The sequence below is a fragment of the Neptunomonas japonica DSM 18939 genome (assembly GCF_000422765.1).
Classification (GTDB): Bacteria; Pseudomonadota; Gammaproteobacteria; order Pseudomonadales; family Balneatricaceae; genus Neptunomonas; species Neptunomonas japonica.
This window is the reverse complement of sequence record NZ_AUGR01000002.1, coordinates 317,872-344,111: the sequence shown is the minus strand read 5'-3', so window position 1 is coordinate 344,111 and position 26,240 is coordinate 317,872. Positions and strand designations below refer to the sequence as shown.

At 49.3% G+C, this 26,240-nt stretch carries 30 protein-coding genes; 1 reads left to right on the top strand and 29 read right to left on the bottom strand.

The window, feature by feature from the left end:
• Window positions 1-136: 136 nt before the first annotated feature.
• From G511_RS0103745 to G511_RS0103735, 3 genes are read right to left on the bottom strand one after another with little or no spacing between them, the layout of a single operon-like run.
• A complete protein-coding gene (locus G511_RS0103745) occupies window positions 137-607 on the bottom strand; it encodes a hypothetical protein (RefSeq protein WP_028468444.1) in 471 nt (156 codons plus the stop codon).
• A complete protein-coding gene (locus G511_RS0103740) occupies window positions 608-2,002 on the bottom strand; it encodes a hypothetical protein (protein ID WP_028468443.1) in 1,395 nt (464 codons plus the stop codon).
• A complete protein-coding gene (locus tag G511_RS0103735) occupies window positions 2,002-2,262 on the bottom strand; it encodes a hypothetical protein (protein ID WP_028468442.1) in 261 nt (86 codons plus the stop codon). The genes G511_RS0103740 and G511_RS0103735 overlap by 1 nt, the downstream gene beginning before the upstream one ends.
• A 124-nt stretch (window positions 2,263-2,386) precedes the next feature.
• On the opposite strand from G511_RS0103735, the gene G511_RS0103730 reads away from it, so the two are divergent.
• A complete protein-coding gene (locus G511_RS0103730) occupies window positions 2,387-2,671 on the top strand; it encodes a hypothetical protein (RefSeq protein WP_028468441.1) in 285 nt (94 codons plus the stop codon).
• A gap of 463 nt (window positions 2,672-3,134) precedes the next feature.
• Here G511_RS0103730 and G511_RS0103720 read toward each other — a convergent pair whose 3' ends face one another.
• The 26 genes from G511_RS0103720 to G511_RS0103595 form a co-directional block, all read right to left on the bottom strand.
• Window positions 3,135-3,359 (bottom strand): hypothetical protein, encoded by a 225-nt coding sequence (locus G511_RS0103720; RefSeq protein ID WP_028468439.1) that lies wholly within the window; start codon window positions 3,357-3,359, stop codon window positions 3,135-3,137.
• The gene (locus G511_RS0103715) at window positions 3,356-5,077 is read right to left on the bottom strand and encodes a hypothetical protein (protein ID WP_028468438.1); all 1,722 of its coding nucleotides are present in this window, start codon (window positions 5,075-5,077) and stop codon (window positions 3,356-3,358) included. The genes G511_RS0103720 and G511_RS0103715 overlap by 4 nt, the downstream gene beginning before the upstream one ends.
• Window positions 5,077-6,438, bottom strand: coding sequence for a hypothetical protein (locus G511_RS0103710; protein WP_028468437.1), 1,362 nt, complete (start codon window positions 6,436-6,438; stop codon window positions 5,077-5,079). Before G511_RS0103710 ends, G511_RS0103715 begins: the two co-directional genes overlap by 1 nt.
• Entirely contained in the window at window positions 6,438-8,078 is a 1,641-nt protein-coding gene (locus tag G511_RS0103705; RefSeq protein ID WP_028468436.1) for a hypothetical protein, read from the bottom strand. Before G511_RS0103705 ends, G511_RS0103710 begins: the two co-directional genes overlap by 1 nt.
• Window positions 8,079-8,080: 2 nt before the next feature.
• The gene (locus G511_RS0103700; protein ID WP_156905139.1) at window positions 8,081-10,207 is read right to left on the bottom strand and encodes a hypothetical protein; all 2,127 of its coding nucleotides are present in this window, start codon (window positions 10,205-10,207) and stop codon (window positions 8,081-8,083) included.
• Window positions 10,208-10,210: 3 nt separating this feature from the next.
• Window positions 10,211-10,570: a hypothetical protein gene (locus tag G511_RS0103695; RefSeq protein ID WP_028468434.1), complete on the bottom strand. Its 360-nt coding sequence runs from the start codon at window positions 10,568-10,570 to the stop codon at window positions 10,211-10,213.
• Window positions 10,567-13,251 (bottom strand): phage tail tape measure protein, encoded by a 2,685-nt coding sequence (locus G511_RS0103690; protein WP_028468433.1) that lies wholly within the window; start codon window positions 13,249-13,251, stop codon window positions 10,567-10,569. Before G511_RS0103690 ends, G511_RS0103695 begins: the two co-directional genes overlap by 4 nt.
• Before the next feature lie 5 nt (window positions 13,252-13,256).
• Window positions 13,257-14,009 carry a phage tail tube protein gene (locus G511_RS0103685; protein WP_028468432.1) on the bottom strand — a complete coding sequence of 251 codons (753 nt, stop codon included), beginning with the start codon at window positions 14,007-14,009 and terminating at the stop codon, window positions 13,257-13,259.
• A gap of 24 nt (window positions 14,010-14,033) precedes the next feature.
• Window positions 14,034-14,444 (bottom strand): phage tail terminator protein, encoded by a 411-nt coding sequence (locus G511_RS0103680; RefSeq protein ID WP_028468431.1) that lies wholly within the window; start codon window positions 14,442-14,444, stop codon window positions 14,034-14,036.
• The gene (locus G511_RS0103675; RefSeq protein WP_028468430.1) at window positions 14,444-14,866 is read right to left on the bottom strand and encodes a gp436 family protein; all 423 of its coding nucleotides are present in this window, start codon (window positions 14,864-14,866) and stop codon (window positions 14,444-14,446) included. The genes G511_RS0103680 and G511_RS0103675 overlap by 1 nt, the downstream gene beginning before the upstream one ends.
• A 2-nt stretch (window positions 14,867-14,868) precedes the next feature.
• A complete protein-coding gene (locus G511_RS21695) occupies window positions 14,869-15,249 on the bottom strand; it encodes an HI1506-related protein (protein WP_036551098.1) in 381 nt (126 codons plus the stop codon).
• A 64-nt stretch (window positions 15,250-15,313) separates the two neighbouring features.
• On the bottom strand, window positions 15,314-16,207 hold the full coding sequence (locus G511_RS0103665; protein ID WP_028468429.1) for a Mu-like prophage major head subunit gpT family protein: 894 nt from the start codon (window positions 16,205-16,207) through the stop codon (window positions 15,314-15,316).
• A 49-nt stretch (window positions 16,208-16,256) separates the two neighbouring features.
• Window positions 16,257-16,652 carry a hypothetical protein gene (locus tag G511_RS0103660; RefSeq protein WP_028468428.1) on the bottom strand — a complete coding sequence of 132 codons (396 nt, stop codon included), beginning with the start codon at window positions 16,650-16,652 and terminating at the stop codon, window positions 16,257-16,259.
• On the bottom strand, window positions 16,652-17,767 hold the full coding sequence (locus G511_RS0103655) for a phage protease (protein WP_036551095.1): 1,116 nt from the start codon (window positions 17,765-17,767) through the stop codon (window positions 16,652-16,654). Before G511_RS0103655 ends, G511_RS0103660 begins: the two co-directional genes overlap by 1 nt.
• A 227-nt stretch (window positions 17,768-17,994) precedes the next feature.
• Window positions 17,995-18,225, bottom strand: a complete 231-nt coding sequence (locus tag G511_RS0103650) for a hypothetical protein (protein WP_028468426.1) — start codon at window positions 18,223-18,225, stop codon at window positions 17,995-17,997.
• 108 nt (window positions 18,226-18,333) lie between these two features.
• Window positions 18,334-18,801: a phage virion morphogenesis protein gene (locus G511_RS0103645; RefSeq protein ID WP_028468425.1), complete on the bottom strand. Its 468-nt coding sequence runs from the start codon at window positions 18,799-18,801 to the stop codon at window positions 18,334-18,336.
• Between the two features lie 104 nt (window positions 18,802-18,905).
• Window positions 18,906-20,189, bottom strand: coding sequence for a PBECR2 nuclease fold domain-containing protein (locus G511_RS0103640; RefSeq protein WP_028468424.1), 1,284 nt, complete (start codon window positions 20,187-20,189; stop codon window positions 18,906-18,908).
• Window positions 20,189-21,781 (bottom strand): DUF935 domain-containing protein, encoded by a 1,593-nt coding sequence (locus G511_RS0103635; protein WP_028468423.1) that lies wholly within the window; start codon window positions 21,779-21,781, stop codon window positions 20,189-20,191. Before G511_RS0103635 ends, G511_RS0103640 begins: the two co-directional genes overlap by 1 nt.
• Window positions 21,781-23,367, bottom strand: a complete 1,587-nt coding sequence (locus G511_RS0103630; RefSeq protein ID WP_028468422.1) for a terminase large subunit domain-containing protein — start codon at window positions 23,365-23,367, stop codon at window positions 21,781-21,783. The genes G511_RS0103635 and G511_RS0103630 overlap by 1 nt, the downstream gene beginning before the upstream one ends.
• The gene (locus G511_RS0103625) at window positions 23,367-23,939 is read right to left on the bottom strand and encodes a DUF3486 family protein (RefSeq protein WP_028468421.1); all 573 of its coding nucleotides are present in this window, start codon (window positions 23,937-23,939) and stop codon (window positions 23,367-23,369) included. The genes G511_RS0103630 and G511_RS0103625 overlap by 1 nt, the downstream gene beginning before the upstream one ends.
• Before the next feature lies 1 nt (window position 23,940).
• Window positions 23,941-24,234 carry a VpaChn25_0724 family phage protein gene (locus G511_RS0103620; protein ID WP_028468420.1) on the bottom strand — a complete coding sequence of 98 codons (294 nt, stop codon included), beginning with the start codon at window positions 24,232-24,234 and terminating at the stop codon, window positions 23,941-23,943.
• Between the two features lie 2 nt (window positions 24,235-24,236).
• Window positions 24,237-24,548: a hypothetical protein gene (locus tag G511_RS0103615; RefSeq protein ID WP_028468419.1), complete on the bottom strand. Its 312-nt coding sequence runs from the start codon at window positions 24,546-24,548 to the stop codon at window positions 24,237-24,239.
• Complete coding sequence (locus tag G511_RS0103610) at window positions 24,541-24,750, bottom strand: TraR/DksA C4-type zinc finger protein (protein ID WP_028468418.1); 210 nt, start codon at window positions 24,748-24,750, stop codon at window positions 24,541-24,543. Before G511_RS0103610 ends, G511_RS0103615 begins: the two co-directional genes overlap by 8 nt.
• Window positions 24,728-25,207 (bottom strand): hypothetical protein, encoded by a 480-nt coding sequence (locus tag G511_RS23730; RefSeq protein WP_156905138.1) that lies wholly within the window; start codon window positions 25,205-25,207, stop codon window positions 24,728-24,730. Before G511_RS23730 ends, G511_RS0103610 begins: the two co-directional genes overlap by 23 nt.
• Window positions 25,208-25,269: 62 nt before the next feature.
• Window positions 25,270-25,917: a transglycosylase SLT domain-containing protein gene (locus G511_RS0103600; RefSeq protein WP_036551089.1), complete on the bottom strand. Its 648-nt coding sequence runs from the start codon at window positions 25,915-25,917 to the stop codon at window positions 25,270-25,272.
• A 1-nt stretch (window position 25,918) separates the two neighbouring features.
• Window positions 25,919-26,194: a putative holin gene (locus G511_RS0103595; RefSeq protein ID WP_036551086.1), complete on the bottom strand. Its 276-nt coding sequence runs from the start codon at window positions 26,192-26,194 to the stop codon at window positions 25,919-25,921.
• Between the last annotated feature and the right edge of the window lie 46 nt (window positions 26,195-26,240).

Genomic DNA, 26,240 nt, shown 5'->3' with positions numbered 1-26,240 from the left:
GATTTGATAGGCTACCCCCGCCATGACGTCGTGGTGAGGGAGCCTTAGCTGGTTCACAGTGTTCACTCACTGTGGATTGGGGTTCGATCAACTCTCTACAGGAGATCGAACCGCTTCCTCTTTGTTTTACTTCATTTCAATTGATCTGGCTTAACCCCATCAGCATGTATTGCCGCGCTTCTGCTGGTGTTAGTTCGGGTGTAAATGCTGGCCATGCTACGTGATCACCCATTGCGGTTATAAAACTACCAACGTAATTATAATCAGCCTTAAATTGATCTCTTTGATCATCTTCATACTTTGCACACCAAAGCTTATGAGCTGGGTGCGTAAATAAGGTAATAGCCTGCAACTTAGTAAGAATCATCCCGTGCGGCTGCTCGCCAAATAGGTACTGAGCAGCTAGTAATGCCACTTGATCTATCGGAAGAACATTACCATCCCTATCTATTGACGGAAGCACGAATGCGTTAGCTGGCGATTCTAACGAAGTAACAAAGACCGTGTTAACGTCATCATGAGACACGGCATGCGGGAATTGCTGACTTAACTTGTAAGCCTCAGTCCCTTCTATTAATGTTTGTGATGTTTTATATATTGCCCACATTCACGCCATCTCCAATAAGCGGTTTGCCGATACGTTATCCATTACCGCTGTAACGCCAGAGTCTGTTTTCATAGAAAAATATGCGTACCCTTGATTTGCATTCTCAACGTCAAATACATGATGCCCAACTCCGAATGGGCTTGTATATGCAGCTCCGTTGTAAAATCTCACGCCATTATTCGTGGACAAAATATCTACAGATATCCTGTATTTAGATGAGCGTGGTGCCGCTTGGTATAAAAGCCCCCATACGCTTCCATCCGAGACGGCATGCCCGTTTGCTATCGTCCAGTTACCACTTTTATTCCAGCTAAGGTCTACGTCAAAGCTTCCATTTCTGAGAAAGTTTTGCCCTAACCAACCGATATCTATCTGGCTATATAATTCAGTATCATCCACGGATTGGTTAATGCGGGCAGCGTAAGGCGTGGCTGCTGGAATTTCTTTTATAATGATATTCTTGATAGTGCAGTTAACTGCGCCGGAATTCCTTGCAAATCCTATTAAATTTGCCGTGGCCGTAAGTGCTAATTCATATTTTTTGGCCGAACTAAATCCAAAAATATTACCGGATGATTGGATTTTCATAGAGCCATCAACGGAGACCACCTCAAAGCTTAATAAATAAGCTGTTCCCGCTGTCGGTGTTGGTATTAATAGGTTTTGGAAAGAGCCATCACCGACTAGTGTGTATGAGCCGTCTGTATTATCTACCCACCCGTTGAGCACTGGATTTACCCACAGATTACTTCCCAGCATAGTCGCGTTATTTTTAAACACAGGCTCTGTGCCAGGTTCATCAAGAGGCATATCTATCCGAAGACTGCTTGGGTCTCTATTAGCACTTAGCCACAATTTCAAATTAGCGACGATACCTGCGAAATAGAAGGAGCCCTGTGCCGCTCTAGCAATCGCTGATACGTCAGATGTACCCATGCCCGACGGTAGCGTGGAGTTAACCGGCCCGCTGTAGATCGCACCGTTTAAATACGTGGTCATTTTTCCGGTTGCCGATACATACTTGAACGCAACTTTGTAATATTTATTATTACTTAAACCGCTAATGAGCGGAGAAGTACCCCCGAATACTTTTAGCGTACCAGCACCGGCTCCATAATCTCCGGTGGAATAAATACTTAAACCATATTTACCCGCAACCGTATCGTAATTTGAGAAGATGAATGAGCCGCCTGTTGGAGATGAACGGTAAAAATCGAACTCTAATTCAAAGTCTCCGAGTATTGGCACAGAGGAAGACATCGCGCTATACATGCCACCTGCGGCGAGGTTTTCAGTGAAATAGCGCTGCACAACCGGTGTGATCGGAACACCTCCAAATCCTACCAAATGCCCTCTCTGACGTAATCCACCAACCCTATGGCCTTTGATCAGCATTATGACCTCAGCAGTACGACAATAGATGAATGTGTACCAAAAGGCGCACGCCCTGAGATGATGCCGGTAAAGCCGCTGAATTGGCGCTCATCACCTGCATTGATCAAGTAGCCGGTATCTGATTCGCTTGCTACAGCTGCAGCGATAACAATCTCGACGGCCTCATCACCACGGTTTTGAATAGTGACATCAGTATGTGTTGCGCCATCAGCCCACTGCGTATAGGTGGCGTTGGCGTTTTTTGTTACGGTATCGGTCATCAGTGCGGCTCTTTAATTAAATTCGGCAGAATCTATTTAATCAGCTGCGCGCTCATAGGCTTACAGGAAGGGGTTCAGTGGTCTATATTGGTCGGATATTGAGTTCTTAAACAATGGGGTTGTTATGAATATAGAGAAGTTAGCCGAATCACTTAAGCCTTGGATGCAAGTAGACACTTGGCTTACCACACATCCCTCAGATTACAGCAGGTTCCATCAAGCACTTAAAAATGCTTACGAAGTGCATGGCTATCAAATTCATTATGATGATTTTAAAGAGGCCATGCATTTACTAGCGGGAAATCTATATCCAGGAAAATATGCACAGCCATATTTAGATGAAGCCATTGAAAGATTTTCATCAAATGCAGAGGCCATAACGTCTTATCATTTCGATATGAAAAATTAGTAAGATTATCAGATGAGTAATGAAAAATTTAGCGTTACAAAGTCCCACCGCAATCAGTACCTACATGAAACCAAGCACTTTATTGTCGCAGAACGTGTTAACTCGGAAAGTGAATTAGCCGCCCCAGAGATTCATATTGTCGGTATGAAGTCCGCTGGAAAACTACTTATAAAATGCCGGAGTGCTACGGTTGCGAAAACATATCACTTCAACGTCAATTCTACTTTTCTGAGTATGACGAATTAGAGGAAGAGTATTATCCACCTCAAGTATCACGACAGTTACCAAAGTGGCAGACGAGCTTCCCACAGAATGGTGCGAACTGCTAAAAGAAGTATATCTAGCTTTACATGCCGATAGCAGGCGCTTAGCTCTAATGGGGGGGAGCTTTAGTTGATTTATATATGAATGAAAGCTTGGCGATATTGGCAGATTTGCTCTGAATAATACACGAGTCCATAATCTAAACATCCACCTCAATCACCACTAGCCCAGGCATCTGCCTAACCACCTCTCCATCTCTCACTAGCGCTCTATTCCCAGCACTGACACTCTCGCCTTTCACCACTACCGTATTACCGGCGAGGGTTGTGCCGGTGCTGGTACCGTCTCCATTGTTGGCGGTAATGTTCACCAGCTCATTGTTGGCGCTACCAATAAGGGCTTTGAATCGTGAGAATACGTTCATTCGTAGTGCCTCAGTATACTTAGGTTTTGATAGACCACCGCCCCCATTTTAGAGATAGCGATACTGTTAGCGGTGGCAACGCCTTTCCAACTTGAGCCATCGCTGGCTACGATCTTGATTAGCTCTCCGATATCCACAAAGCCTGTGGCTTGATCGTAGAATATACGCCCGCTGAATACTTCTTTATGACCTGATTTAGAGAGTTCGATGCGGCCACGCTCCGTGTTAGCGATAGCATCCGTGAGCAAGTTATCCACGATGTCAGGCAACAAACTATTGCCTGCCGTGCCGAGCTGCTTTACTTTAGCCAATGCGCCATATTCTTGACCGGCCACGTACACGGCGTTGTATTTGATTTGGGGCTGATACTCTTCTGACATCTCGCTAAACAGGGCACGCGGGATGGTGCGGTCTTCTGTGGCGGTATCCCAGTGCCATGCCGAATGAGTGAAGCGCGGTTTAACCGTTAACTCATTGTTAGCGGGGTGCGGAGCGATCACTGCACTAATCGCATTGGTTAGGCTTAACACTGATGCAATGGGTGCTTTGGCGCTATAGCTGAATACGTTGGCTGGGATCGACCAATCCACCGCGCTCCAGTTGAGTGTAAAGCCTGTACCAAACAGTTCGTTAGTGGCTATCTGTGCGGCGGTTGAGCCGCTGGTTTCGGTATGTGTTTTTTGTACGCTGTAGGGTGATGAGAGCAGCTTGGTTTTACTGTAGGCCACCACTGTCCATGTCTTATTCGCAAAGCGCTCTGTCTCGCTGATTTTAGAGACAAAGAACTCCCACACATCGCCATTGATGGTGAGCCTTATTTCTTTAATCATGCCGCCCCGTGGTGAAATAAGATCAACACTGGTTTGATTCATTAGACTAGCGTTGAGCGTCCAGGCGTACGAGTCGATATCGCGGCTGAGCGTTGCCTTGCTAAAAGCTATCGGTGTTAGATCCGGCAGCGAGACTAAATTAACAATGTTCATAACATGGACTACCTTCTCTACGACGGGCGGGTCGGTTGGGTCTGGATCGGGGTCTACTGGCTCAGGTTCGGGCACTAAAAACACAGTGCGGTATGGGCCAGCAATGATGGAACGATGGCGTGAATGGCCGTACTTAGTGTTGTTGTAGATATCGACTTTGCGGGTGTGATCCCAAGGAGCCTCGCTACTTGAATCGACGGGCGACGGTAGCGTATAAGGTTCTTTTGTATCTGGATCGGTAAAGTTAAACGTTAACTTCGCGGGTGATGCGGCGTATTCAAAATTAAAGGACGGAATGTAAAACTCATAAGCAACCCGTACAGGCTTGCTCTTGAACCGGTAGACGGCGTGGTAATGATGCGCTCGTACACGGTCTTTAGCCGGTAGCGCGCCATAAAACGGGGTGAGCGCCTGTAAATCATTGGGGTGGATTACATCACCGTAAGCTAGCCCATCGGTGTTATCTGTCTGATAAATAGCCGTTACAGGGTGCAGGGTTTGCTTATCAATAGCTTTGATAATCGAGCCAAATACCAATTTTGTACCAGTATCAATTTTCGGAATAGGCTTATATGCCAAGCCATTTAGCGCTTGTTTTGGCACAGGCTTTACCCACGCCATTGATGGCGCTTTATCTTGGGGAGCTGCTTTTTCGTAACCTGCAGATATGCAATCGCTCACCGCTGCATCAACCTTCTTCCAGGAAGAAGTCGCACCCGCAATAAGTAATGGCACTATTTAGGCTCTATGGTTGGCTTTAGATACCCACCGGCCAACGGCTCAAACAATGGCTGTGCCGTAAAGATCACACCCCCCGACGTGATGTTACCGCTGGTCGGCCAATTAGGCTCTACGCTGCCACATACGCCAGGCACTAAAGAGACATAGATATGCCGGTTGTGTGCCGTTGGATGAATAACTTTGCCCGCGTGCTGTATCAGCATATTAGGCGACCACTGCGCGCCATAGTCCATTGCTGCAACGACCATTACTTCACCGGTATGCGGCGCCACATCGATTTCATACATGCCCGTTAATGGGTCGGTAGTGGCTTCACCCACTATCTTTGGGGAGCCCAAAACAGCAAAGGCCGTCACTTTTAACGCAACAGGTTCATTGTACTTGGTGACAGTTCCACGTACCCACGCGTGATATTCAAGGGGTTCAGCTAATGGAACAAATGCGATATCAACAGGTGCGCCTGCGGGCGGGATTTCTGGCGTAATAGCGCCGCGTATCTCAGGGCTATAACCTATTGGTGGGGTAGCCATTAGGTAGACAGGCTCATTATTACCTAGCGGGGCGGAATAATGGCCCGACGAATCAGAGGCAACAGTGGTTAAATGCGCACCAGAAGATGCGTTGTATATCCTTATATCAGCTATTACCGGCTGCCCATCCTTGGAAACTTCGCCTGTGATTTCGTGAGATACAGCATCATTATAAACATCAAGAAGATGCTCAGGCGTTAAGCCTAATCCTCCGTTAGAAAATATTTTTATATTGGCTACCGAGAGACTAGATAGACCACCCGCAAATGCGCTCTTGCCTATTTGCAGATCATCGATCAACTGACGCCCCTCTAGCGTAGCTTGCGAACCGTTCATATAGGTTGATGTAGCTCTTGTTATACCATCAACACAAATATCGTAATCGGCCCCATTCCAATTAAAAACAATATTTCGCCATCCGCTACCAACAACGCCGCTACACCACCGAAATCTAAACAAAGAAGATGAAGGATAATTACCAATCCACAACGTTTCCCCTGAGATATTTGAAGACAGCACGCCTCCACCCATGCCCCCCGACTGAGGATAAACAGCGCCAATGGGAACCGTTGTTGTGCTTGCTGTTATATCGTTTGGAAAGTAAATCCATAAGCTCAGAGCATCCATAAACACGCCAGAGCCAAACCCCGCTAAATAATCATCTACTCCGTCAAAATCGAAGGCGGCGCCTCTATCAGTGTGGCTAGAATCAGGATTCCCGTAAACGGTAGCGTTATGACCTCCTGTCTCATCAGTTAATAACGTGTTCCCAGGGTTGGTAACCCCTCTGTAGTGACGCACTAACCATGAATCAGGGATCGCCATTAGTTAGCATCTCCGCGTACTTCAATCTCTATCGCGTCTTTGTTTTCGGTTGCTGCGCCTGGTTGCGTTGTGCGTATCGCCCACATGTTCTGATTTGCGCCATCAGTGTTAAAGCGAATCACATTATTAGTGACCCAGCCTGTGCCAAAGCCCACTTGTCTGATAATAAAATACGGTGAGCCTGTAGAGGGGTTGATCGGTGCAATATCGTTATTAGCAAGAGAGATAGAATGGTTGTCTAACACGACACCGAGCTTTTCTCCTATCACTTGGATACCGGTTGAGCTGATAAAACGAATCGTCCAGCGTTCCGACATTGAGCCTTTATTGACGACCTCAAACGGATTATTGATTGCGTCATATTTGGCTGTTGTGTCATCGCCAATACGTGCATCTGACCAAACCGGCGAGCCTGAATTCCAGCTCTCCTGGTGAAAAAAGTTAAATACCCGCGCGCCCGTATCACCCCACACAAGGGCACTGGCCACTTGTGAACCTGCAGGGAAGTCGCGGTCAGGCGGTGCCGTTACTGACACGTTGCCCGTGATATCTACGTTGCTTGCCAAGCGCATGTTCTCGATACGGTTAACCAGCTTGTAGGGGCCAATTAATGTATTGGTTGATATATCAACAAGCGATAATGGATCTTCAAAGGTCAGCTCACCTAAGTCACGGTCAACGCTGTACTGGTGATAGTCCAATCTTAAGCCCTGGGAGTCGATCACTTCCATTAACGCCACATCAATGCGCCCACAACTCACCGTTGCACCAGCTACCGGCACCACGACTTGATCCTCTTCGTTAAAAATCACTAACGTGTCCCCGTTATTAATCACGGGGACTTTTCCGGTAGAGGGTAGGCGTACAGGATTAAGCCCTAATAGCTCTGCGTTCATCGGCATACGCACTTCAGATACGGCATCATAGCGGATGGAGTCGGGATCAATTACCCAGCCATTCAGGCCGAATATCGTCACCGTACCGTTAGCGCCATCAAAGTCACCATCGACTTGAACATCACCAATAAGCATATTGGTGGCCACATCAACCGTGACAGTGAAAGCGGTTTCAGCGGTAAAGTCTTCGGTGTTAAACGCGTCAGAGTTCTCGTCTAAAGCGGCTACTTGCTGAATTTGATAGCGGCTACCGCGTATCTGCAATGAGCTGGAATTCACGTTAGATATGGATGTTCTGAAAGAGATATGGCCTGCAGGGCGTTTATTACTTGAGAACTCATCCACGGTCATGCTGATAATTTTAAAAATAGGGTTCTTATACAGATAATAGCTGCTAGGCACATTGCCCGATAATTTAATAATGCCGCTGGCACGATCAAAGGCTCCGGCGGCTGTACCAACCCCCGTTATCGTATCGAAACTGATATAAACAATGCCATCTACGGTAACGTAAGTTCTATCAGCAAAGCTGAATATTATTTCACCGACAATGTTGTTAGGCACATGAAAAAACAGGTCAGGTTTTAGGCTGCTGTTTGCTGTGGCGACGGTGACTACATTTGTACCGCTAGGTGCTAGAGTTCCTGCGCCATGAGAAGCGGCAAAAGTGAAGCTAGGAGCAGCCAGTGCGATATTCTCAGCCACCAGTTTTGAGACTTGTTTGGTTACATACGTGGTCGGCATGATTAAGCGCTCATAATATTGAGTTTATTGTTCCCGTCGCGCGATACGGATTCGGGGGCTGTGTAAACAGGGGTGGTGACGCTGTAGGTTTTAATAAGGCCAGACAAGCCATCGGAAGGATGAAACACCACGGTGCCTGCGCCTGCATTGACGGTGAAATTGGTGAGGGTTGGCGTTTGTGTATTGAAGACAGACAGTAAACTGACATGCTCCCCGCCGCTTAATGACAGTGAGAATATCTGTCCCGCCTGGTTAACCATCACCGTAAAGGTGGTGCTCTCGCCGAAGTAGTCCATCACCAACGGGTAGCTGATATAAAAATCACCACCGGTCACCGAAGCACCTAGCGTGACGGTTACTACGCCAGAGCCATCAGGTACGTTTGTCGTGGTTTGCGGGGTGAATTCTGACCCTGCACCAGAATCAACATCATAGTCGTAAATGATAGTCGCAGGGACAATATCAATGCCGTTACGCACAAACTTGTTAATCAATATTTTATTAGTGTCTGGATCAAACGTGGCATCCAGCTCTGCTGTGCCGCCCGCTGTTTTTATAAAGCGACTACCGTTCCAAACAAAGGTGTAACTATTGCTGTAGACGAACGAAACAGAGATACGGTTTATGTTCTCTGAAGCAGCAGGCAGCTGTATTTCAAAGCGGCTAATAGCCTCGTATATCCCTGTCAGGTTTTTATATCCCCATGCCGACGCCCAGGTATAAATAACCTTTGATCCTACGTCAGGCTCAGCACCTAATGTAACGGAAACGGTCGCTGTTCCATCGCCGTTATAGGCAATCGCACCAATTCCAATGCTTGAGTCGTTGCCGAGTGTTCGTAGTCCAGAGGAATCAATGCGATACCATTTACCACCGCTACGATAATCAATACGTAGAGAGGCGGGTGAAGGGGGCGGTGAGATGTTTTTAACAAACACTAAGCTATTATTTAGCGTGGTAATGTCGATGAAAGAGGTGAACTTAGCGGGCACTGTGATCAGCGCTGCTGGTTTAAAAGAGAGCGATAATGATGTACCGACAGTGGTGGTAGTTTTGCAGTAAATAATCCCCGCCAAATAATCTACACGCGCCGTAAATCCATAAGATGTACCCGTCAAAACACCGGAGCCATCATCCGAACTTCCCCATATTGAAGACAGCGAACCTGGTTCGATGGGCATGCCTGTTTTTAACGTATCTTCGTAGTTATTGCCTGCGGAAAAGTAAACGCTTTGAGTAGGCACGGGTATTCTATTGGCATAGTGCGGTAATGCATTAGACACCGTATTGAGGTCTGTTGCAGTGATCAATACGTTAAGGTCTGGCGTGCCTGGCTTATTCACCATGGGTGTTTGCTGTAGCGTTGATGGCACCAGTTGTTGATGAATTGAATCGACTACCAAGCCCGTTTGGCTCGTCGTGAAATCTTCAGCAAGGGTCTTTGTGCCATAGAACTTGGTCGCGTTCGCGATTGCTGTATGGTACGTATGCACATCGGAGAGATTGCCAGCAGGGCTAAACGCAGAGCCTTCAAAGTCATGTTCTAACGCTTGTGTAATGGTGACGATTGATAGCTTTCGTTTGTAATCTGTGAAGTTTCCGCCGCTAGAAAAACTTAGTAACACTTCAGTATCATCAACAGCCTGCACGCGCACGTATTGCGTGTGGGTGCCATTGGTTAGCACGTACACCTCGCCAATCTCTGGCGAATCATTCTCCGGGCGTGATAAAAATGTGAGCGCCTTCATACCTTGGATGTGGTTGCCGTACAGGTAAAAAATGGCTTCATACGAGAGTGACATATAGGACTCAACACGCTGCTGTGCCTGGATGCGCGTATCGTGTGGATCATCGGTGTGTGCCAGGACAACAGAGACGCGGGCATCATCTGGATTCTTACGTACTATCGAATGTGCCCCGTAGTAGATATCGGTATTTTCAGTGATAACGGCAGAAAACATCTTTCGCATAGAGACATCGCCATTGACGGTATCGATGCGTGATATATCAGGAAAGAGGTTGTTAATCTCACCATCGACAACTTCAACACCGGTCATCGATCCGCCGCCGTTATCATTGTCGGTGTTGTCCTGGGCTTTGTATAAACGGATCTCGTCGCGGGTGATCATCGGTTAAACCTCAATAAAGCGTAAAGTCGTTTCGTAGTAGTCGCTGGCGTCTGGATCGGCATAGCCAACCAGCTCGCGAGCAGCTATAGCGCCGTCGGCATAACGAAAGCGCACGGTGTAGACCTGGCCGTTAAAGGTGAGCGTATGTTCTGCCGGTGTAACGGCCAGCGTGCGCAGATTGAGCAGCACGCTGCGTGTGATAAAACCGCTCAAATTAATGGGCCGTCCAGCCAGCTTTACGCCGGTTTGAATGATGAGCGAGCCGCCTGTGGCGTAGTCGATGGTTTGCTCTACTGGCGACCATTCCAACTCGTCAGGCCAGACCAGGTCATCAGGTAAGGTAATCGCATCTAAGGTGTTCATGAGGATACAAACCTCGCGCCTTCAAGTTGTGCCAAAAGTTGCGCCGCACCGTCATTATCAAAGTCACCGCTATAGCTGCCGCCGGTAGCGTTTTGAAACTCAACGCGTACTGTTTTGCTGGGCAGTCCTTGCCCGCTAGGTGCTTGCTGGCTCTGTGCTTGTTGTTCTTGTGCCTGGCTGCGTTTGATCTGATAGGTCTTTTCTAACAGGCGTAACGCCTCACGGGCTTCACTGCTGGCATCGCTATTGTTTTGTTTAGCCGCTAGGTCGGCTTGTTCTTCCAGGGCGTCACGTTTCTTTTTGTATGCGCGGTCTTCAATGGCAACAGCATCACCATTGAGGCGATCCAGCTCATCTTGCAGGCCCGATACCGTGCTTTCTAACGAACCGGTTAGGCTATCCATATCTGACTTAATCGCTGAAATCGCATTGCGTAGCGGGCTGAGCTGCTGTTCACCCAATAAATCATAGGAATTAACAGCGCGTTCGGCATTGGCCACCATGGCCTCAGTGACGGTATCGGCTTCGGTCAGGCTAGTGAGATGTTGCTCCAGTGAGGCTTGTTGTTGATCATACGACTTTTGCAAACGCACAGCGGCTTTTTCAGCATCCCAATAAGCGTTCGCAAAATCCTTAACATAGGAGAACGCCGCACGTGGGAGGCTACCAAACTTACTCACGGCATTCGCCATGCCATCGGTTAACCGGTCATAGGCTGCGCCCATCTGTTCACTGGCCGCATCCCAGGCTGCACCGGTTTGGCCTGCAAGGGTTAGCGCGGCACCACGATTGGCGCGCACTGACTCGGTGTTTTTATCGGTGGCGTCGGTGTTGTCTTCAACAGCAGTGGTGCGTTTCTCTATCGCCTGGTTATTCTTATTAGCGGCCTCAGTTTCTTCGTTGATCAGCTTTTTAGATTTAGCCAGCTCTTTGGATAGATGTTCTTTTGACAACGTGTATTGCTCAACCGTGAGCGTACCCTTTTTGAACTTTTCATCCAGGTCTTCGATACCGCTTGCCAGTGTCTTAATGTACTTTTTAACATCAGACTGAGTCATCTGATTAAAAGCAGCTTTCGCCGCCTTAGCCGCATCAGAAAAACTATTTACTTTAGGGCTCGCCTCATCAGCGGCATCACCAATACCTTTGATGCCTTCGGCTGCTTTGCTGGTAACGGTTGTGCTTTTATCACCGGCCTGATCTAACGCACCAAATAGTTGCTTAATGGCATTTTCAGCATCGTTCGCATCTTCTACCGCTTCTTTTACTAACGCATTACGTGCTGCTTTTAACGCGCCTACTTGAATCTCTAAACGCTTGACGGTGGCATCTTCGACCAAGCCTGCTTTATTGAGCAGCTTATCCACAGCCAGCTCTATCTCAGCCAATACGATAGGAATAGTGGCACCGACAGCAGCGGCACTTTCCAACGCTAGCGCAAAGGAGTTACCAAAGAACTTAACGACCCCTGATACTCGATCATAGATAAAGGTAACGCCATTACCAAAGGTGGCAAACGCAGGAGAAAGCTCGCTTAGACTCTGGGTAAAGTCTTTTAAATCACGCGCTAACGGCTTTAATAATGGGTCTGTTAACTTACGTTTTATTGAGTCTAGTCGGCTATCAAAACCCACCATGGCACCATCAAGGTTATTACTAACCGTGTCGGCCATCTGCTTGACGGCACCTTCTGAGCCTTGCAAAGCGGCCTTAAACGTATCAATTCCTTCTGTGCCTTCTGCGATCAATGCGCGCAGGGTTGGACCTGCTTCAATACCAAACGCATTGATGGCGGCTTGCGCTTCTGCTGCTGGGCTTTTTAAGCCCTCGATCACGGCATCAAAGTCTTTTACATCGATACCCAAACCAGAAACAGCCTTAGCCGCTTTCGTCGCGGGATCAGATAACTGCGCCAAAATAGAGCGTAAACCGGTACCGGCACGCTCACCACGTAAACCGTTAGAAGCCAGCACATCTAATGTGGCAACTAATTTCGCCAGATCAAAGTCAGATTCTTTAGCATACTGGCCCGTGTAACTGATCGCTTGGCCGAGCTGCTGCATGGTGGTGTTAGAAAGCGATGCACCTTTTGCCAGGATATCGGCAGAGCTTGCCCCTTTATCAATGGCCAGCCCCATGATTGAGAGGGTATCAGTCACTAAGCTGGCAGCTTCTGCCAAGCCAAGTTGCTCGGCGGTGGCAACGTTTAGCAAGGTAGGTAGTAATGAAATAGAATCGTTAACGCCCACACCGGCCCTGGCTAAAATCTCCAGCCCTTCGGCTGCTTGTGTTGCGGTATAACGTGTTGTGCTGCCCGCTTCTTCGGCGGCGGCTTTAAGTTGAGAAAATTCCTCAGTAGATGCACCAGCAACCGCGTTGACTTTAGAGAGCTGCGCCTCAAACTCACGGCTGCTTTGTAATGCACCGCCAAAGCCCACTAATGCCGCTGCACCGGCCAGCAAACCACCCAGACGAGCGCTAACAAAAGAAAGCCCTTGTGAAAATAGACTCGCCTCCTGAGCACTATTACTGAGCGCGTCACCAAGCTCATCAACTGAGGCTGTCGCTTGATGACTACTGTTATCGGTGCTTTCAACCTCGCGCCGAAACCTAGCCAACGGCGCGCTGGCTAGGTCACGAGCTCTGATTAGAATGCTAAGTGCGGTTTCGCGCAGAGCCATGATGCTTATTTATCCTGCGTTAGATAAAACGCGGCGGTTTCGCCATCACGTAAAATGACTTTACCGGCTAGCGTGGTGCTGACGTACTCAGAAGCGAGCAGGTCCACCGCTTGCGTGGGGGCCAGCGACGCTTCCAGAATGTCGCACTCAACCCCTTTGGAGTTAGCCAGGTTCACACCTTTGAGCAGGATGCGCGCCTTAATCGTGGGTTTAATGCCACCCTTGATAACGGTTTTATTCACCGCCATAAAGGTATACGTCAGCTTAATGGGTGTGGGCGTGCCGGTATCCAGTGCGCCGCCTGGCACAGTGCGGATCAGGCCATCGGCGTAATTGATTTCATAACCGGTATCAGCAATGGGGCTGTCATCGGCGGCTAGCAGTGCAACTACACCCGCATTGGTAAGGTTGCGGTGTACCAGAGCTGCCCAGCGGTTACTCTTTGGTAATGTGATCAGTGTTTCGGTAGCAGTACCGGCACTTTGGTTTTGTTCTTCAAAGTCACCCATCATGGCCATCGCCAACATTTCTGTGGGTTGATCATCAAAGACGATCGTCACTTCAGTAGCCTGCGCCAGCGTGACGCTATCCAGCGCTTGCCCATAGCTGCCTTTACGTTTGGAGGGTCGGTCTTTTGATTCAGACGGGGTATTGATCTGCAGCTGGGTCGCGTTAAGTGGGCCAACCAAACCGGTTGATAAGCCGTTATCGTCGTACCGGTCGATGTATACATCGCCTGCTAAGAGTAGTCCGCTCATGGCGTTCTCCTGTTGATTATTAAATTAACGTTTAACGCGGAAAGTAATTTCATAGGCCATAGGGTAATAACCAAAGCCTCGGGTAAAGCTGGGACGGCTGGCGTTTACTCGCTTAAAACTGCCTAACGGCCCATGCGCTCCAGCCATATGCTTAAGCACTTTAGCTAGCAGCACACCGGCTTCGCCTTTTTTGCGCAGGTTGACAGCGAGCACAATCACCCATGTTTGTTTCGGATGAGATAACACGCCTCCTTGCGCATTATTTGTCACAGTGTCGCCGTTGTAGATCACATGTAGTGCGGGCGTGTTTTGAGCTTCTTCTTTCATTTCTGCTAGATCACAGGAGCAGTACACTTTGCGGATACCCTCGATTGATCCGAGCTTTTCGACTAAGTGGCCTTCAGCGGCTAAATAGTCCTCCTGCAGATCAAGCATCAGATAAAGTCCTGGCTGTTCTGGCGACCAAACACACTGCCAGCACTGCTGATTTGTGCTGTGTTATTGCTAGGGCTGGCGGCACCTTCGTCGGGCATACCTAAACTAATTGAGCCGTTACCCAATTTAGTTAAGAAACTCACTGCACCGTCGTAGCGTTTTTCAATGCGCTCCGGGGCGTGTTCGTCATGCAGCAGATAACGGGCAATATCACAGCTAATGCGTGTAAGTACTGCCGGTATCGTTGGTAAGGGCAAGGTATAACGCCCGCCTAAATAACCATCGATCTCGGCACTGGCATCAGCCAAGGCTTGATCCAACACGGCATCATTAATCACACCCGCGTCGGCATCGTGGTCGGTAAGGAGGATCAACTCCTCCTCACCAAAGCGCGTGGTCATATCGGCTTTAACGGCGTACATGGTTACGCCTCTGCCTGTGCGATTTGAGCGGCGCGAGCGTCTTCAATCGCTTGAATCAACGCGGCTTTGTTCATGCTGGCAAAACCAACAATTTCACCGGCAGCGGCAATCTCTTTGAGCTGCGGCACGGTCATATCTTTTAGCGCTGCACCCACACCGTCCGGCCCCACGGCCCCTTCCTCGTTGTCTGCCTGATCTGCTTCAGGGGCTTCGACAAACTCAACGACCAGGCGCGGTTCTTTGTGAAGTTGCTCCAGCTGTTCTTCACTGAAATCATCCACGGCATAGATAGTGGGCTCAGTTGAATGGGCGATGCCTGCACGGCGGAAACCTTCAACGGCGGCGGTAATACGGATATGAGTAGCATGAGTATTCTTAGGCATTTCATTATCTCTCCTGAGTAACAGGAGGCAGGGCTAAGCCCCACCTACATAAAGGGTGCGGGGCTTATGCCAACCACGGGCAAACAAGCAGCTCAACTTTCTTGTAGCTGGTATTGCTTTCACCACCGGCTTTGTTCAGGGCTTCAAGTAGGGTTTCAGCCTTCGACATATTGTCTGGGCCAACTACCATCAGGTCGGGAATAACACCCAGAGGTGAACCGGCATCGTTCTTTTGCTTGGTCATCGCTATGCGTGCGGCATTAAAGTTCTCTTCGTTCAGGTCTGCTTTAGAACCAAACGCTAACTGCCATAAGCCAAAGCCGGTGTTACAACGAGCATCCGTACCCCATAAGTACTCATCTGTCATGAAGACGTGATCTGAGGTGTTAGCGTCTTTTTTCATCACCAGATTAAAGGGGCGGCGGGTTTGCCAGATCAGTGGCTTAATCGCCCGTTTAGTGCAGAGCAGGTACCAACCATCACCTGCACCGGCTTGCATGTTGGAAACGGACGCCACATCGGCACCGTTACCCACAGGGTGATCGGTATCAAAGAAGTTCTGCTTGTCGTAGCACGGCGTAGAGAATCCGTCTTTTAGTAGCGCGAAGATCATCAGATCTGGGAACTCGGCGGCATCTTGGCCCATCTGTGCAAACAGCGGGGTATAGACACCAAACTGATCATCTTCGATCACATCACGTGGAATCGCTTCGGTCTTTTCAAACTTGCGGTTTTTGATGGTGAAATCGTGATCTTTTAAGCGGTTAATCGCACGTTCGCCCAACCACTCTTTGATCTGACTGGAGTTCCCCAACCATGCATAGGTGTTGGCTGCACCGGTTGATGGGATCACCGTTGCTACACGCTGGTATTGTGATTGCGCACCGGCAAACGCATTGTTAAAGGCTGTTTTAACAGCGGTATTTAGGATGCTCAGATTAGTGGCATTGATATCCATGTGTCTCTCCAAAAAATTAAGTAAAGGGGGCGCTATCGAGCGTTATCAATTAGCTGATAAAGACCCACACGCCGCCAGATTCCACATCTTCAATACGCCCGACAGCAGAGCTACCGGTACTGACGGCTGTCACGGTTTGGTCATCTGAGATATAGGCAGTGGAACCAATGTGTGAACGGTCGATATCACCGGCATTAGCCAAGAAGTGCGCACCCACTTTGGTGACAATAGAGCCAGCCCCATCAGCCCCCGCCACGTTGTTGCAGGCATGTTCAGCCACACCGCGAATACGTAAGCCAACGGCTGCCGTGGCCGGTTGAGCAAAGCTCGTTGCGTTAAGCACAATCAAGGCACCGGAATGAATCACTGCACCGGCGGCTACGGGATCAACGTGTGAGCCTTGGGCACGGCGCAGGGTGTTACGGTTAGTAGTGAGAGCTGACATTACGCATCACCTTTCTTGGTTTTGAGGAAGTCTTCTTCAGGGATACCCATGGCTAAGCACATGGATTTTTCATCTGCGCTGAGGGTGGCCAGTGGGTCGGTGTTATCTGCATCCGGCTTTTTGCCATTAGTCTGCATGGCCGCTAATGCTGCAATGGGTTGTGACTTATCCAGGAAGGATTGCAGGGCTGCCAGATCTTGCTTACCCAGATCACGCGCCCAGGCTTCCATCGCTGGAACGAGTCGGCCTTCTTGTTTGGCTTTATCGATAACCTGATCCAGCTGCGTGGAAGCCCCTTCAGCCGATAGCACCGCAATCTGAGCATGTAACTGATGTACAGCTTCAACCGGTACATACTTGGCTGGATCTACAATCGGAAGCGTGTTGCCCGCTTTAAGGGCGACCACTTCGGTGGCTAGCGTCTCAGCTGAGCCTGCTTTGGTTTGCAGCTCACTGAGTGCAGCCAATACAGCAGCGTTATCGGGTGCTTTGCCGTCTTCAACAACAATGCCAAGCTGTGCCAGCATTGCTTTTAATAGCTCATCCATAGAATGCTCCGTTTTATTAGGGTCAAGAGTGGGGTTAGAAAGAGAAAGCGCCGCCAACGCTTCAACGGCTTGCATGCCATCAATGCCAGGGCGGTTTACCAGCGCAGCCGAATGCAGCCGCAATGGGCATCCGGTGGTAGCGTCGTAAGGGAAAACAGCGGACAGGTATTTGTACTCGCCGTTTTTAATGAAGTCGGTAGCGCGAGGCGTCCACTGAGGTTTAATCCATAAACCGGAACCTTCGCGCCATTCCATTGTTTTAAACCAACCAGCAGCGGGTGCTGGCAGACCGTTCTCTTCAGCTTTTAGAGTTTGGTGTTCGTAGTCAATGACGAGATCATTCAGACGTTCATTAGCCAGCATGATCAGCTGGTTAGCCACCTCCGCATCGATAAACCAGTGATTACCTGGCACATCAAACGGGCGACCATCGACAGCACGAAACTTGCCCGCGGGTAAAAGCTGCTGCCAGCCGTTATCATCTGAGTTTAGGTCGAGCGAAAGCACCGCCACCGGTTCGGGTGTGGTACTTAATACTGCAAGAGGGTAAGGGCTTGATGTCTTCATGCCGCCAGATTAAGGAATCTAGCGGCAAGGGATTAGAGGAAGGGGTTCAGTGGGTTACAGCCTTAAATCTAAAAACTTATGGTAAATCGACGTCCACAAACCCTAACAAAACACCAACAAACCCCGTTAGACCCGCGTTAGAAATCCTTTTCAGACTAAATACGTATCAACAGCCTTCTATATCAACAAAGCGCCTTAAAACAGCTTACAAGCAGCTAGTCTAAAGCTTATAAAGAAACTTTAGTTGTTTCTACTGACTCCACCTTATACTCAATTAGTTGATCAGAAAATGATGCTCCACGTACAGATGAAGACAGCAACGTTTCTGATTCGTTATTGCGCAAATGATTTATTATGATACTGGCAACAAGGTTGTCATGTGGCTTTTCTGAACGCTCAACCTGTATGTTGTAGATATTGTCCACTCGCTTGAATTCGATATTCCATGTATACAGCATAAATTCTTCCTTTTAAAAACTAAAATATAAAAGCCTACTCTTTTAATATTATTAAAGACTACTTATGCTAAAACTGAAACTGACTCTCTCCCAATAATCACAAATATCTCATAAACCGCCAGTCAAAAACTGATTCATGATCTCGATTACCTCTGTCTCATCCTCTGCGTTTACCCCTAAAAAGGGTCGTGCTTCTATACTCCTTTCGTCAGCACCAAACTGCTGAGTAGCCGCATAGGCTTCTGTGCCTGGGCCGGTGCTAACACCTGCTTCGTTATTGCTCCAAAACGGGAAGATGGTATCACGCAGGTGCAGGTGCTGGCCGTGGAGTATTTTATCCACCGGTACGCCTTTGCGCTGCTTGGCTTTTAGTGTGGATGGGGCCAGTGGTGCCCATGGGGTGCCGTCTGGATCTTGCTGGTTGTCGAAGTGATCGCGGGTGCGTTCGTGCAGGTATTCGGCTATTTCAATCATGGCCGGTTGTGTATCGCTCACGTTAGCAATGAGCCGATCTAGTACGGTGGTAACAGCTTGGCTGTCGTAATCAATGCTGATGTTGGTTTGAGTTCCGGCCATGTCATGTCCTATACTGTGGGTACGCTTACTGGCCTATAGCACTCCGAGGTGCGCCCTAAGAACCAGTAGTGAGGTAGAACGACGGGGCGATCTACCTACCTCTTTTATTTATTCTCGTTTTTGTTTTCTTCTTTGCGATACAACAATACGCCTGCACGCTGTTTTTGCAGATAACTGTCTCGTTGCGGTACTCGCTTACCTTTCCTGGTACTGTATGGCGTAAATGCCGTACTACCCGTCCACGCCCCGCCACCGTATTCAAACGCACTAAAGCCATGCACCGCCTGCCCTGACTCTTCAACAACCCAGCGAGCAATATAGCGACGTTTGAGCTTATATTTACCTGGGCGTACTTGATCTGGTTCTAGCAACGCCCAAACTTCATCTGGTGCAATTAACGCCCTAGCCAATAATCGAATATAGCGGTGACGTATTTTATCTTTACTAACCTTGTACTGCCCGCTGGCATCACGAAACAGATAATCATTAATGGCTATCGCTTCGCCTTGAACGTCTTTAAACACCATCGCACCCGTAGCACCGAACTCATCCAGAAAGGCTTTAACGTAGATCTCATCAGCGAGGCCATCCGCCATCAATACAGATTCTGGCACAGCAGTGGGCGCAGGTAGCGGTGGCTTAGCGGCTGGCCCAATGGGTATAGGCTTAACCGTCGGCAGCTCTGTCGGTTTGAGCGTGGCGTGGCGCAACCAACTTGCACCAGGGCGATGCTCAAAGCCTGGATCAATACCCAGCGGGATTTGCTTAAGTTCGCCGGTGCGCTTATCTAGGAACTCTTTAAACGCATCAGCGGGTGCTTGGTCCGGCAGTGTTTTACCGTTGCGTTGCATCCAGCGCTCGGATCTGGGGAATGCTTTGCATTTACAGCCATAGCCATTGGACGGGCTGTGTACTTGCCACCATGGATCATTCGCTAATAAGAGTAACCTGTCCCAGCTTTTATGTTGAGGCCGGTAGTGCTCTGCGCCACTATGACGGTACTCCTTATAGGGAAACTGCTTCTGGAATGCCGGATCGGCCATCTGTGCTTCTCGCCCTGCATTGTATGCCTGCCTGATGTTCGTCTCGTAAATGAGACGACTACGCCAGTTACGACTCCCGTTGTAATCCCAGCCTTGTTTTTGAACGATGGAATCGAACCGCTTGCGAAAGTCTTGCAGTGTCTCGCCACCCTCAATCGCCCCTTGTAGTGCATTAGCAAAGCCCTCGATGATGGATGTTTTATTCGCACCGGCCACCATAAAGGCATGGTCGTGCTGTTGGCCGTAGACGTCTTGCCAGCCGGTGTTGGGCAAGGGTAGTTTTTGATTAAAGTAGTCGATGGCTTCTTTAAACGGGCGGCTTCCGTACTCTGCAACGCCTGGCATTATTGTGCATCCTGCAGCAGCTCATAACGGCCCGCTAAGCTGGCGGCTGACAGTGCTTGGCTCATGGCATCGGCTAATTGATCAACCGGCATGTCTAATGCCAGCAAGCCCTCGCGTATCTCCTCTAATGAGGCGGCGTTATCCACTAAGGTTTTGATCTGGTCGATCATCTCTGTGGTGGCTTTGTTGGCGGTAGACTGTAGCTGGCTAACGTAAGCCTCCACCACATCAGCGGTTTCTTGCGCTTTGAGGGCGGCCAGTTTAGCGTCGGGTGTTTCTTGTTTATCAGTAGCTTTAGCGGCTTTTTTGTCATCTTCCGGTGCTGGTTGTTGAGGCATACCTAAAATCGGTTCGTCTTTCTCAGCTTCTGGAATCATCAGTTTTTCATGCGCCCAGGCTTGTGGAATACGCATACCCAGCGATACCAAGCCTGGCAAACGTTCGCTGTAGGTGGCGATATCTTCCGGCTCACTAGTATCAAATACATACTTAGGGTGGCGACGTGGATCACCGGCAGCACGGCCATTAAGCATCCATAGCGGGTAAACAATATCGCGTGTGATTGTGCTGGCCAGTTGGCGTAAATCACTATCGCGTAGCTCTTGGCGTACTTCGTTATGTACATTGCCCAATGCGTTAGTGCTGCTTTTACCATCCGCTTGGCTGGTGAGTGTACCGCCCAATATGGCTTTTGATTGAGAGCGTTCGCACCAATTCATCATGGCTTCGTAAGGAGAGCTGGCACCTTTAGCGGCTTCTTGAAATTCGATCTCCATACCTTTGGGGATAATGCCGCCAGCATTATGACCTATGCTCATCACCGCCTGCAGCAAGGTGCTTTTCTCTTTATCGCTGGCACCGGCGGGGTATTTACCCAGGCGCAGCGGTAAACCGTAGATCTCTAAAAACTCGGCCAGATCACGCACGCTGTAATTCTTAAACAGGAATGGCCACGCCAGTACACGGGTTAATCCATTGCGCCCTGGGTAGCCCGATTTAGAGCGGTGGATATGCTTAACCCAGCCAAAGGGCTGCAGTTCTGCACCTTCGTGGCTATTATCACGCAGGCGTATTTCGTTGCGATTATCGGGGTGTAATTGAAACCAGTTTTGTGGGCGGTAGTGAGCGGCATTAATTAACCAGCTACTGCCCCACTGCGCCCATTCCAGCTCGATATTTGAAAAGCCTTTTAAGATTGCATCGGCCATATCGGTGACCACATCTTCAAAGTCGGGGATCTCATCCAAGAGCTCTTGCACTAAGGCGGCATCTTTCTTTTCTGACTCGGAGGCATTACGGCACGGCTCAACGCTACCGGTAATCGTTAACAGGGTTAGTTTGCGCTTTTGCAGCTCACTGAATATATGGGCGTCTTTCTCTTCTAGATCTTCGCCTAAATCAGACTGTGCAATGATGTTGCCTTGCTCGGCTTCGCGCATGATGCTGCCCAAACGTGACGGTGTTAAACCACTGCTGGGGTGTTCGGCAAAATGCTTTTGTAGATGACTAAGTTTAGATTCATCGGTCTGTAGCTCATTCTCGCTCGGCCATGCCAACGGGTTGCCATTGATGTCTATTAATCGGTTGCTCATTACCAGGCACCGCCTTTGTAATCGTTATTGTCTTGATAGTCGTCATCGTCTGGATCACCACTGCCACCGTGCCGATCGGGCAAGGGAGTGAATTCAATGGGCGCGCCTTCCATATACGATGCCCTCACGATCATCGCGTAAGCCACCGCACTATCGCCGTGGCGCTGCTTGCCATCCTCACCGGTACCTGAGCCTTTTTCGATTTGCGGTATGCCACGGTTCACCACGATTTTGCGCAGGTCACTGACCACATCTAATGACTTTGGAATCTCGATGTCGTTGTCTTCAAACTTGGCTTTGAGCTTAGGCATCCACTCGCGGTACCACGGCTGGTTAAGCATCACTTGCTCGATCATTTCAGTGCCGTATTTATCAGCGGCCTTCTCGGCCAGTGATCCACCGTTACCCGTGGCATCAAAGGCAGCACCGGTAAAGCGTGGTAAGTTATTGATCACGTAGAACATGATCTGTTCTTGCTGGCTGTAGGGCACATTGCGCAGCTCTAAATGAAACGGCGCACGAATGCGGGTATCCGGCTGAATGGCACCCACGGCAAAGATGGATAGATCGCCTTTGCGCGCAAAATCCTCCCCGAACACATGGTTATTATCGGGGTTTAGCAGTGCCAAAAACGGCGCTACGTGTTCCTCTAGCCACTCGTTTATTTCAGCTTCACGTTGGATCACTGGCCACTTCTCAAAGTCTTTGGGGGACTCAAAAGCAATGACCAGGTTTTCTGGATGCATAGCGCGTTCAATCAAGCCACGACTGATATAGGCACCACCGCCCTGCTTAGGCGTGCAGTAGTACTCTTCTAGTGCGTCTTCTTCTGTAGCCGTATCGCGTAGTAGATCAGCCTTCCATTGATCCTCGGCTTCTTGGCTCCACACTTTGCGGGTTATTTGGCATATGCGCTGATAGAGCCCTTCGTTACAGGCATCATCTAACGTGATGGTATGCACCGAGTAACGCTTACGCCCCGCACGGCTATCTTGAATCAGGGTATTAAATAAGTTGTCCACACCGTTGTGGGTGGAGATAAGCCGTACTTTACTGCCCCACATGGTGAGGGCTAATGCGGCTTTGAGTACCTCGGCGAGACGATCATGAAAGGCGGCTTCATCTATAGTGACGTTCCCTTGCATACCTCGTAAGTTAGCAGGGTTGGAGCTAAGCGCTTGTACTTTAAAACCAGACGCAAAGTTAACCACGAAGGTGAGGATCTCTTTGCCGTCTTTACCGGCATCAATAAAGATCTCTTCGCGGATCTCACCAGCTGCTTTATCAAATGCCTTGGCCCACATGGCGGCGGCTTCGATAAATTCGCGGGCCATCTCTTTGTTAGAGCCGACATAAAAGTGGTTACAGCCACCTTCGCTTTTAGCGGTAGCAGCGCACAAGGTAGCATCAGCCGCTTCGGCCCAGGTTAAACCGGTACGGCGTGACTTCTCGGCAATCTTGAGCGGTGACTCATCCGCGATCCAGCGTTTCTGGTAACCCAGTAAGACTTCAGCTGCATCAAACTGTTGAAGATCTTTAAGGTTCTGATCGGCTATCGAGCCAAGGGGCTGGTCGAGGATCGTCATTACACAATCCCCAGTATCTGTTGCTTGATCGCCTTAACTCCGTCACGGGTTAAGCCTTGGCTCTTGGCCACTTCTTCCATTGCATTCGCAGCTTCTTCAGCAAAGGCGGTGCGAATCTCGGTTTCACGTTTATGGCTGGCCATAGCGGCTTGTTCTACACGCTGTGCGACAAGTGCCAACTGCCCCAGTACTTTTGGCTCGATGGGCTTATCGGATTCACTCATTGCAAGGCCTGTCTCGGTCGCCAACGTACGGACTATCTCCTGCAGCATTTTGCCTACGTCAGACGTTGGTGCTGTGCCCAGTTTAGCCACCCACACTTCGGACACTTCGCGCAATTGTCTAATACGAGCGCCCATACCTTCCATTTTGCTGGCATAACGATTGAGCCCAGAGCGCGATAACTTAGCCGCATCCTCTAACCCTGCTTCTTCTATATAGTCATTAACAATGGTTAGGATTTCTTGCTGATCTAGCTGCCCATCGCGCAACATAGAATTAAGCGCGGCTTTGATATCTGTTGGTAACACGTCGATTTTAGAGCGACGACCACGCGTTCTTTTTTCGGCCATCTCAGGCTCCCGCACGAGGCTTCTTAATACCTGGCACCAGTACACGCCCTTCCGCAACATCTTGACCACGTGCGGTCAATTTGGCGACATAACAACCGAGCACATCTTCATATGTAATAAGACCTTGCTCATCCAGCCAGGCGAAATGAGAACGCACTTTGTCACGGCTTACCGTGTGGCCAAACATTTCAAGGAAATCTTGAATGATGGATTCATTAGCGGAATAACCAAAGTCGATCAGACTACGCAGAACAACCAACCGCTGATCTTCGGTTTCCTTTTGCTTAAACGGCATGATCACCCCTTATTCATTAAATAGTCGTGTATACGATCCAGAGTATTCGTCACCCTATCTAGCTTGCTTTGCAGTGCTGCATTTTGTTCACGCAGTGCGGCTATATCTTCATGAGTGGGTGCATGGCGTAAATGTTCTTCAACCGTTACAACACGGCGCTCTAGTGATACGTGGTTGCTATTAAGCTTATCGATACCACTGGTGTTATCGCGCCGACGTTTGTCGACCCACATAAATACACCCAGTAATAGCGTCGCTACCCATTGCGCCATATCTAAATAAAATTTCAGCGCGTTGTAATCGTACTTATCCATGCCACTCGCTCCGTTGTTTACAGCTCACGCACAACTCCACACCTTGTAGTGCTGCTCGCCGCGCTTCCGGTATCGGCTCTCCACAATCAACACAATGGGTGGCCGATTCACCCGTAAAGGTTTGACTAATAGCATTGGCTTGCTTGTCTATATCGGCTTGCATCGTTGCACTGGCGACTTCAAGGCGCTCTTCGTGATTCATTCATTTTCTCTTCAAATTCGATCAGCTGGATAAGCTGGGTTTCAACAGCCTGGCACCGCTCACCGTACTCAATGACATGGCGCAGAATGTCTTGCTGGTTAACATCGCTAACGGTGGTGTCATACTTTGATGAATCAGCGGTTTGGGTGGCGCTGGGCGTTCGATCAGCTCCGGGGGCAATTGAGTCGGTGGGCAAATCTGCACCGATGGCGCGGTTGTACAACCCGACAAAACCATTATTGATAACGCAATCAGGGCGCGATACATGGGCGATTCTCCGTTCTAGTTCGGTGGCTGTTTTGGCCAACGCGGCTTTTTGTTGGCGTAACTGAGCAACACTCTCGTTGGCCGTGGTGAGCTGTTGCTGGTAATGCTTACGTAAGGTCTGCTCTACGGCGGCAATGGCTTTAGATTGCTGGGCCTCGTGGGCCTCATTAGCAGTGCTGTAGCCATACAAATAGCCGCCGATAGAGCAGAGAAACGCGATAAAAAGGATGCTGAATAATTGGTTTTTAAGGGTCACATTACACCTCTACAAAATACGTCTTGGCCCCATCCGGCCTTTTGGTAGCGGGGCATTAATAACAATAAAATACGACGTGAGTAACCTCGGTTCTCATTGAAGTTAGCAATAGAGCGGCCCGCGTTATGTTTCTCAACATTGGCCCACCATAACCAGCGGCTATCACCGGCAGCGTTAGCGGCTTTTTTGTCACGTAGCACCCAGCCTAAACCACCGTTATACGCACTCAATGTGAACGCCCAGCGGTCGCAGTGGGTGTCGGCTTTAAGGCGGGAATAGAGCCAAAAATCATAACGAGCGAGCGCTCGCAGCGCCCAGGTAGGATTAGTTGGTTGAGGGTTTTTTAAGTGGCTATCAATGGCAGGAATCCAGCGTGCTGTGCCTGGCATAAATTGGGCAAGTCCTTTTGCCCCTACAGCACTCACGGCGCTCTTGTTCCAGGCGCTCTCTTGGTGAACTTGTGCCGCCATCACCGCGATAGGGGCATCTAAACCCCATATCAACCGTGCTTGGCGGGTTAGCTCGTTGCGGTAGCGACTAGACTCGTGAGGGATTTGGGCAGCGTTTGCGGGTGTGATGTAGACCACAGACACAACAAGCCACAACATCAACAGAGCCGCCACGAGTTTAGGTGACAAAGGCATACTAGGCACCTAGCGCAATGGCGATGATGATAGCCGACACGACAATGGCTCGTCGGATCATCGCGGTACTTTTACTGCAATCAATTTTAGGGTTATCAGGTCGAGCATAGGGGAACAGTGAACGATCAACCCAATAACCTAGCACTGCGGCTAGTACAACCAAGCTAACTTTATAAAGGGTAACAGGGAGCTGGTGTGGTGCGAGTAAGCCGATACCGGCAGTCAACGCCATAGCAATGACAATCCAAATAGTGAGTCGCGGTAGTTTTTCAAGCATGCTGACATTCCTTATAAAACTGTTAAAAAATCACAGATCAATAGTG

Excerpts from the sequence above, each read along its gene's own strand:
- G511_RS0103745 (WP_028468444.1), bottom strand. The coding sequence starts at position 607 with ATGTGGGCAATATATAAAACATCACAAACATTAATAGAAGGGACTGAG.
- G511_RS0103740 (WP_028468443.1), bottom strand. The coding sequence starts at position 2,002 with ATGCTGATCAAAGGCCATAGGGTTGGTGGATTACGTCAGAGAGGGCAT.
- G511_RS0103735 (WP_028468442.1), bottom strand. The coding sequence starts at position 2,262 with ATGACCGATACCGTAACAAAAAACGCCAACGCCACCTATACGCAGTGG.
- G511_RS0103730 (WP_028468441.1), top strand. The coding sequence starts at position 2,387 with ATGAATATAGAGAAGTTAGCCGAATCACTTAAGCCTTGGATGCAAGTA.
- G511_RS0103720 (WP_028468439.1), bottom strand. The coding sequence starts at position 3,359 with ATGAACGTATTCTCACGATTCAAAGCCCTTATTGGTAGCGCCAACAAT.
- G511_RS0103710 (WP_028468437.1), bottom strand. The coding sequence starts at position 6,438 with ATGGCGATCCCTGATTCATGGTTAGTGCGTCACTACAGAGGGGTTACC.
- G511_RS0103705 (WP_028468436.1), bottom strand. The coding sequence starts at position 8,078 with ATGCCGACCACGTATGTAACCAAACAAGTCTCAAAACTGGTGGCTGAG.
- G511_RS0103700 (WP_156905139.1), bottom strand. The coding sequence starts at position 10,207 with ATGATCACCCGCGACGAGATCCGTTTATACAAAGCCCAGGACAACACC.
- G511_RS0103695 (WP_028468434.1), bottom strand. The coding sequence starts at position 10,570 with ATGAACACCTTAGATGCGATTACCTTACCTGATGACCTGGTCTGGCCT.
- G511_RS0103690 (WP_028468433.1), bottom strand. The coding sequence starts at position 13,251 with ATGGCTCTGCGCGAAACCGCACTTAGCATTCTAATCAGAGCTCGTGAC.
- G511_RS0103685 (WP_028468432.1), bottom strand. The coding sequence starts at position 14,009 with ATGAGCGGACTACTCTTAGCAGGCGATGTATACATCGACCGGTACGAC.
- G511_RS0103680 (WP_028468431.1), bottom strand. The coding sequence starts at position 14,444 with ATGCTTGATCTGCAGGAGGACTATTTAGCCGCTGAAGGCCACTTAGTC.
- G511_RS0103675 (WP_028468430.1), bottom strand. The coding sequence starts at position 14,866 with ATGTACGCCGTTAAAGCCGATATGACCACGCGCTTTGGTGAGGAGGAG.
- G511_RS21695 (WP_036551098.1), bottom strand. The coding sequence starts at position 15,249 with ATGCCTAAGAATACTCATGCTACTCATATCCGTATTACCGCCGCCGTT.
- G511_RS0103665 (WP_028468429.1), bottom strand. The coding sequence starts at position 16,207 with ATGGATATCAATGCCACTAATCTGAGCATCCTAAATACCGCTGTTAAA.
- G511_RS0103660 (WP_028468428.1), bottom strand. The coding sequence starts at position 16,652 with ATGTCAGCTCTCACTACTAACCGTAACACCCTGCGCCGTGCCCAAGGC.
- G511_RS0103655 (WP_036551095.1), bottom strand. The coding sequence starts at position 17,767 with ATGAAGACATCAAGCCCTTACCCTCTTGCAGTATTAAGTACCACACCC.
- G511_RS0103650 (WP_028468426.1), bottom strand. The coding sequence starts at position 18,225 with ATGCTGTATACATGGAATATCGAATTCAAGCGAGTGGACAATATCTAC.
- G511_RS0103645 (WP_028468425.1), bottom strand. The coding sequence starts at position 18,801 with ATGGCCGGAACTCAAACCAACATCAGCATTGATTACGACAGCCAAGCT.
- G511_RS0103640 (WP_028468424.1), bottom strand. The coding sequence starts at position 20,189 with ATGCCAGGCGTTGCAGAGTACGGAAGCCGCCCGTTTAAAGAAGCCATC.
- G511_RS0103635 (WP_028468423.1), bottom strand. The coding sequence starts at position 21,781 with ATGAGCAACCGATTAATAGACATCAATGGCAACCCGTTGGCATGGCCG.
- G511_RS0103630 (WP_028468422.1), bottom strand. The coding sequence starts at position 23,367 with ATGACGATCCTCGACCAGCCCCTTGGCTCGATAGCCGATCAGAACCTT.
- G511_RS0103625 (WP_028468421.1), bottom strand. The coding sequence starts at position 23,939 with ATGGCCGAAAAAAGAACGCGTGGTCGTCGCTCTAAAATCGACGTGTTA.
- G511_RS0103620 (WP_028468420.1), bottom strand. The coding sequence starts at position 24,234 with ATGCCGTTTAAGCAAAAGGAAACCGAAGATCAGCGGTTGGTTGTTCTG.
- G511_RS0103615 (WP_028468419.1), bottom strand. The coding sequence starts at position 24,548 with ATGGATAAGTACGATTACAACGCGCTGAAATTTTATTTAGATATGGCG.
- G511_RS0103610 (WP_028468418.1), bottom strand. The coding sequence starts at position 24,750 with ATGAATCACGAAGAGCGCCTTGAAGTCGCCAGTGCAACGATGCAAGCC.
- G511_RS0103600 (WP_036551089.1), bottom strand. The coding sequence starts at position 25,917 with ATGCCTTTGTCACCTAAACTCGTGGCGGCTCTGTTGATGTTGTGGCTT.
- G511_RS0103595 (WP_036551086.1), bottom strand. The coding sequence starts at position 26,194 with ATGCTTGAAAAACTACCGCGACTCACTATTTGGATTGTCATTGCTATG.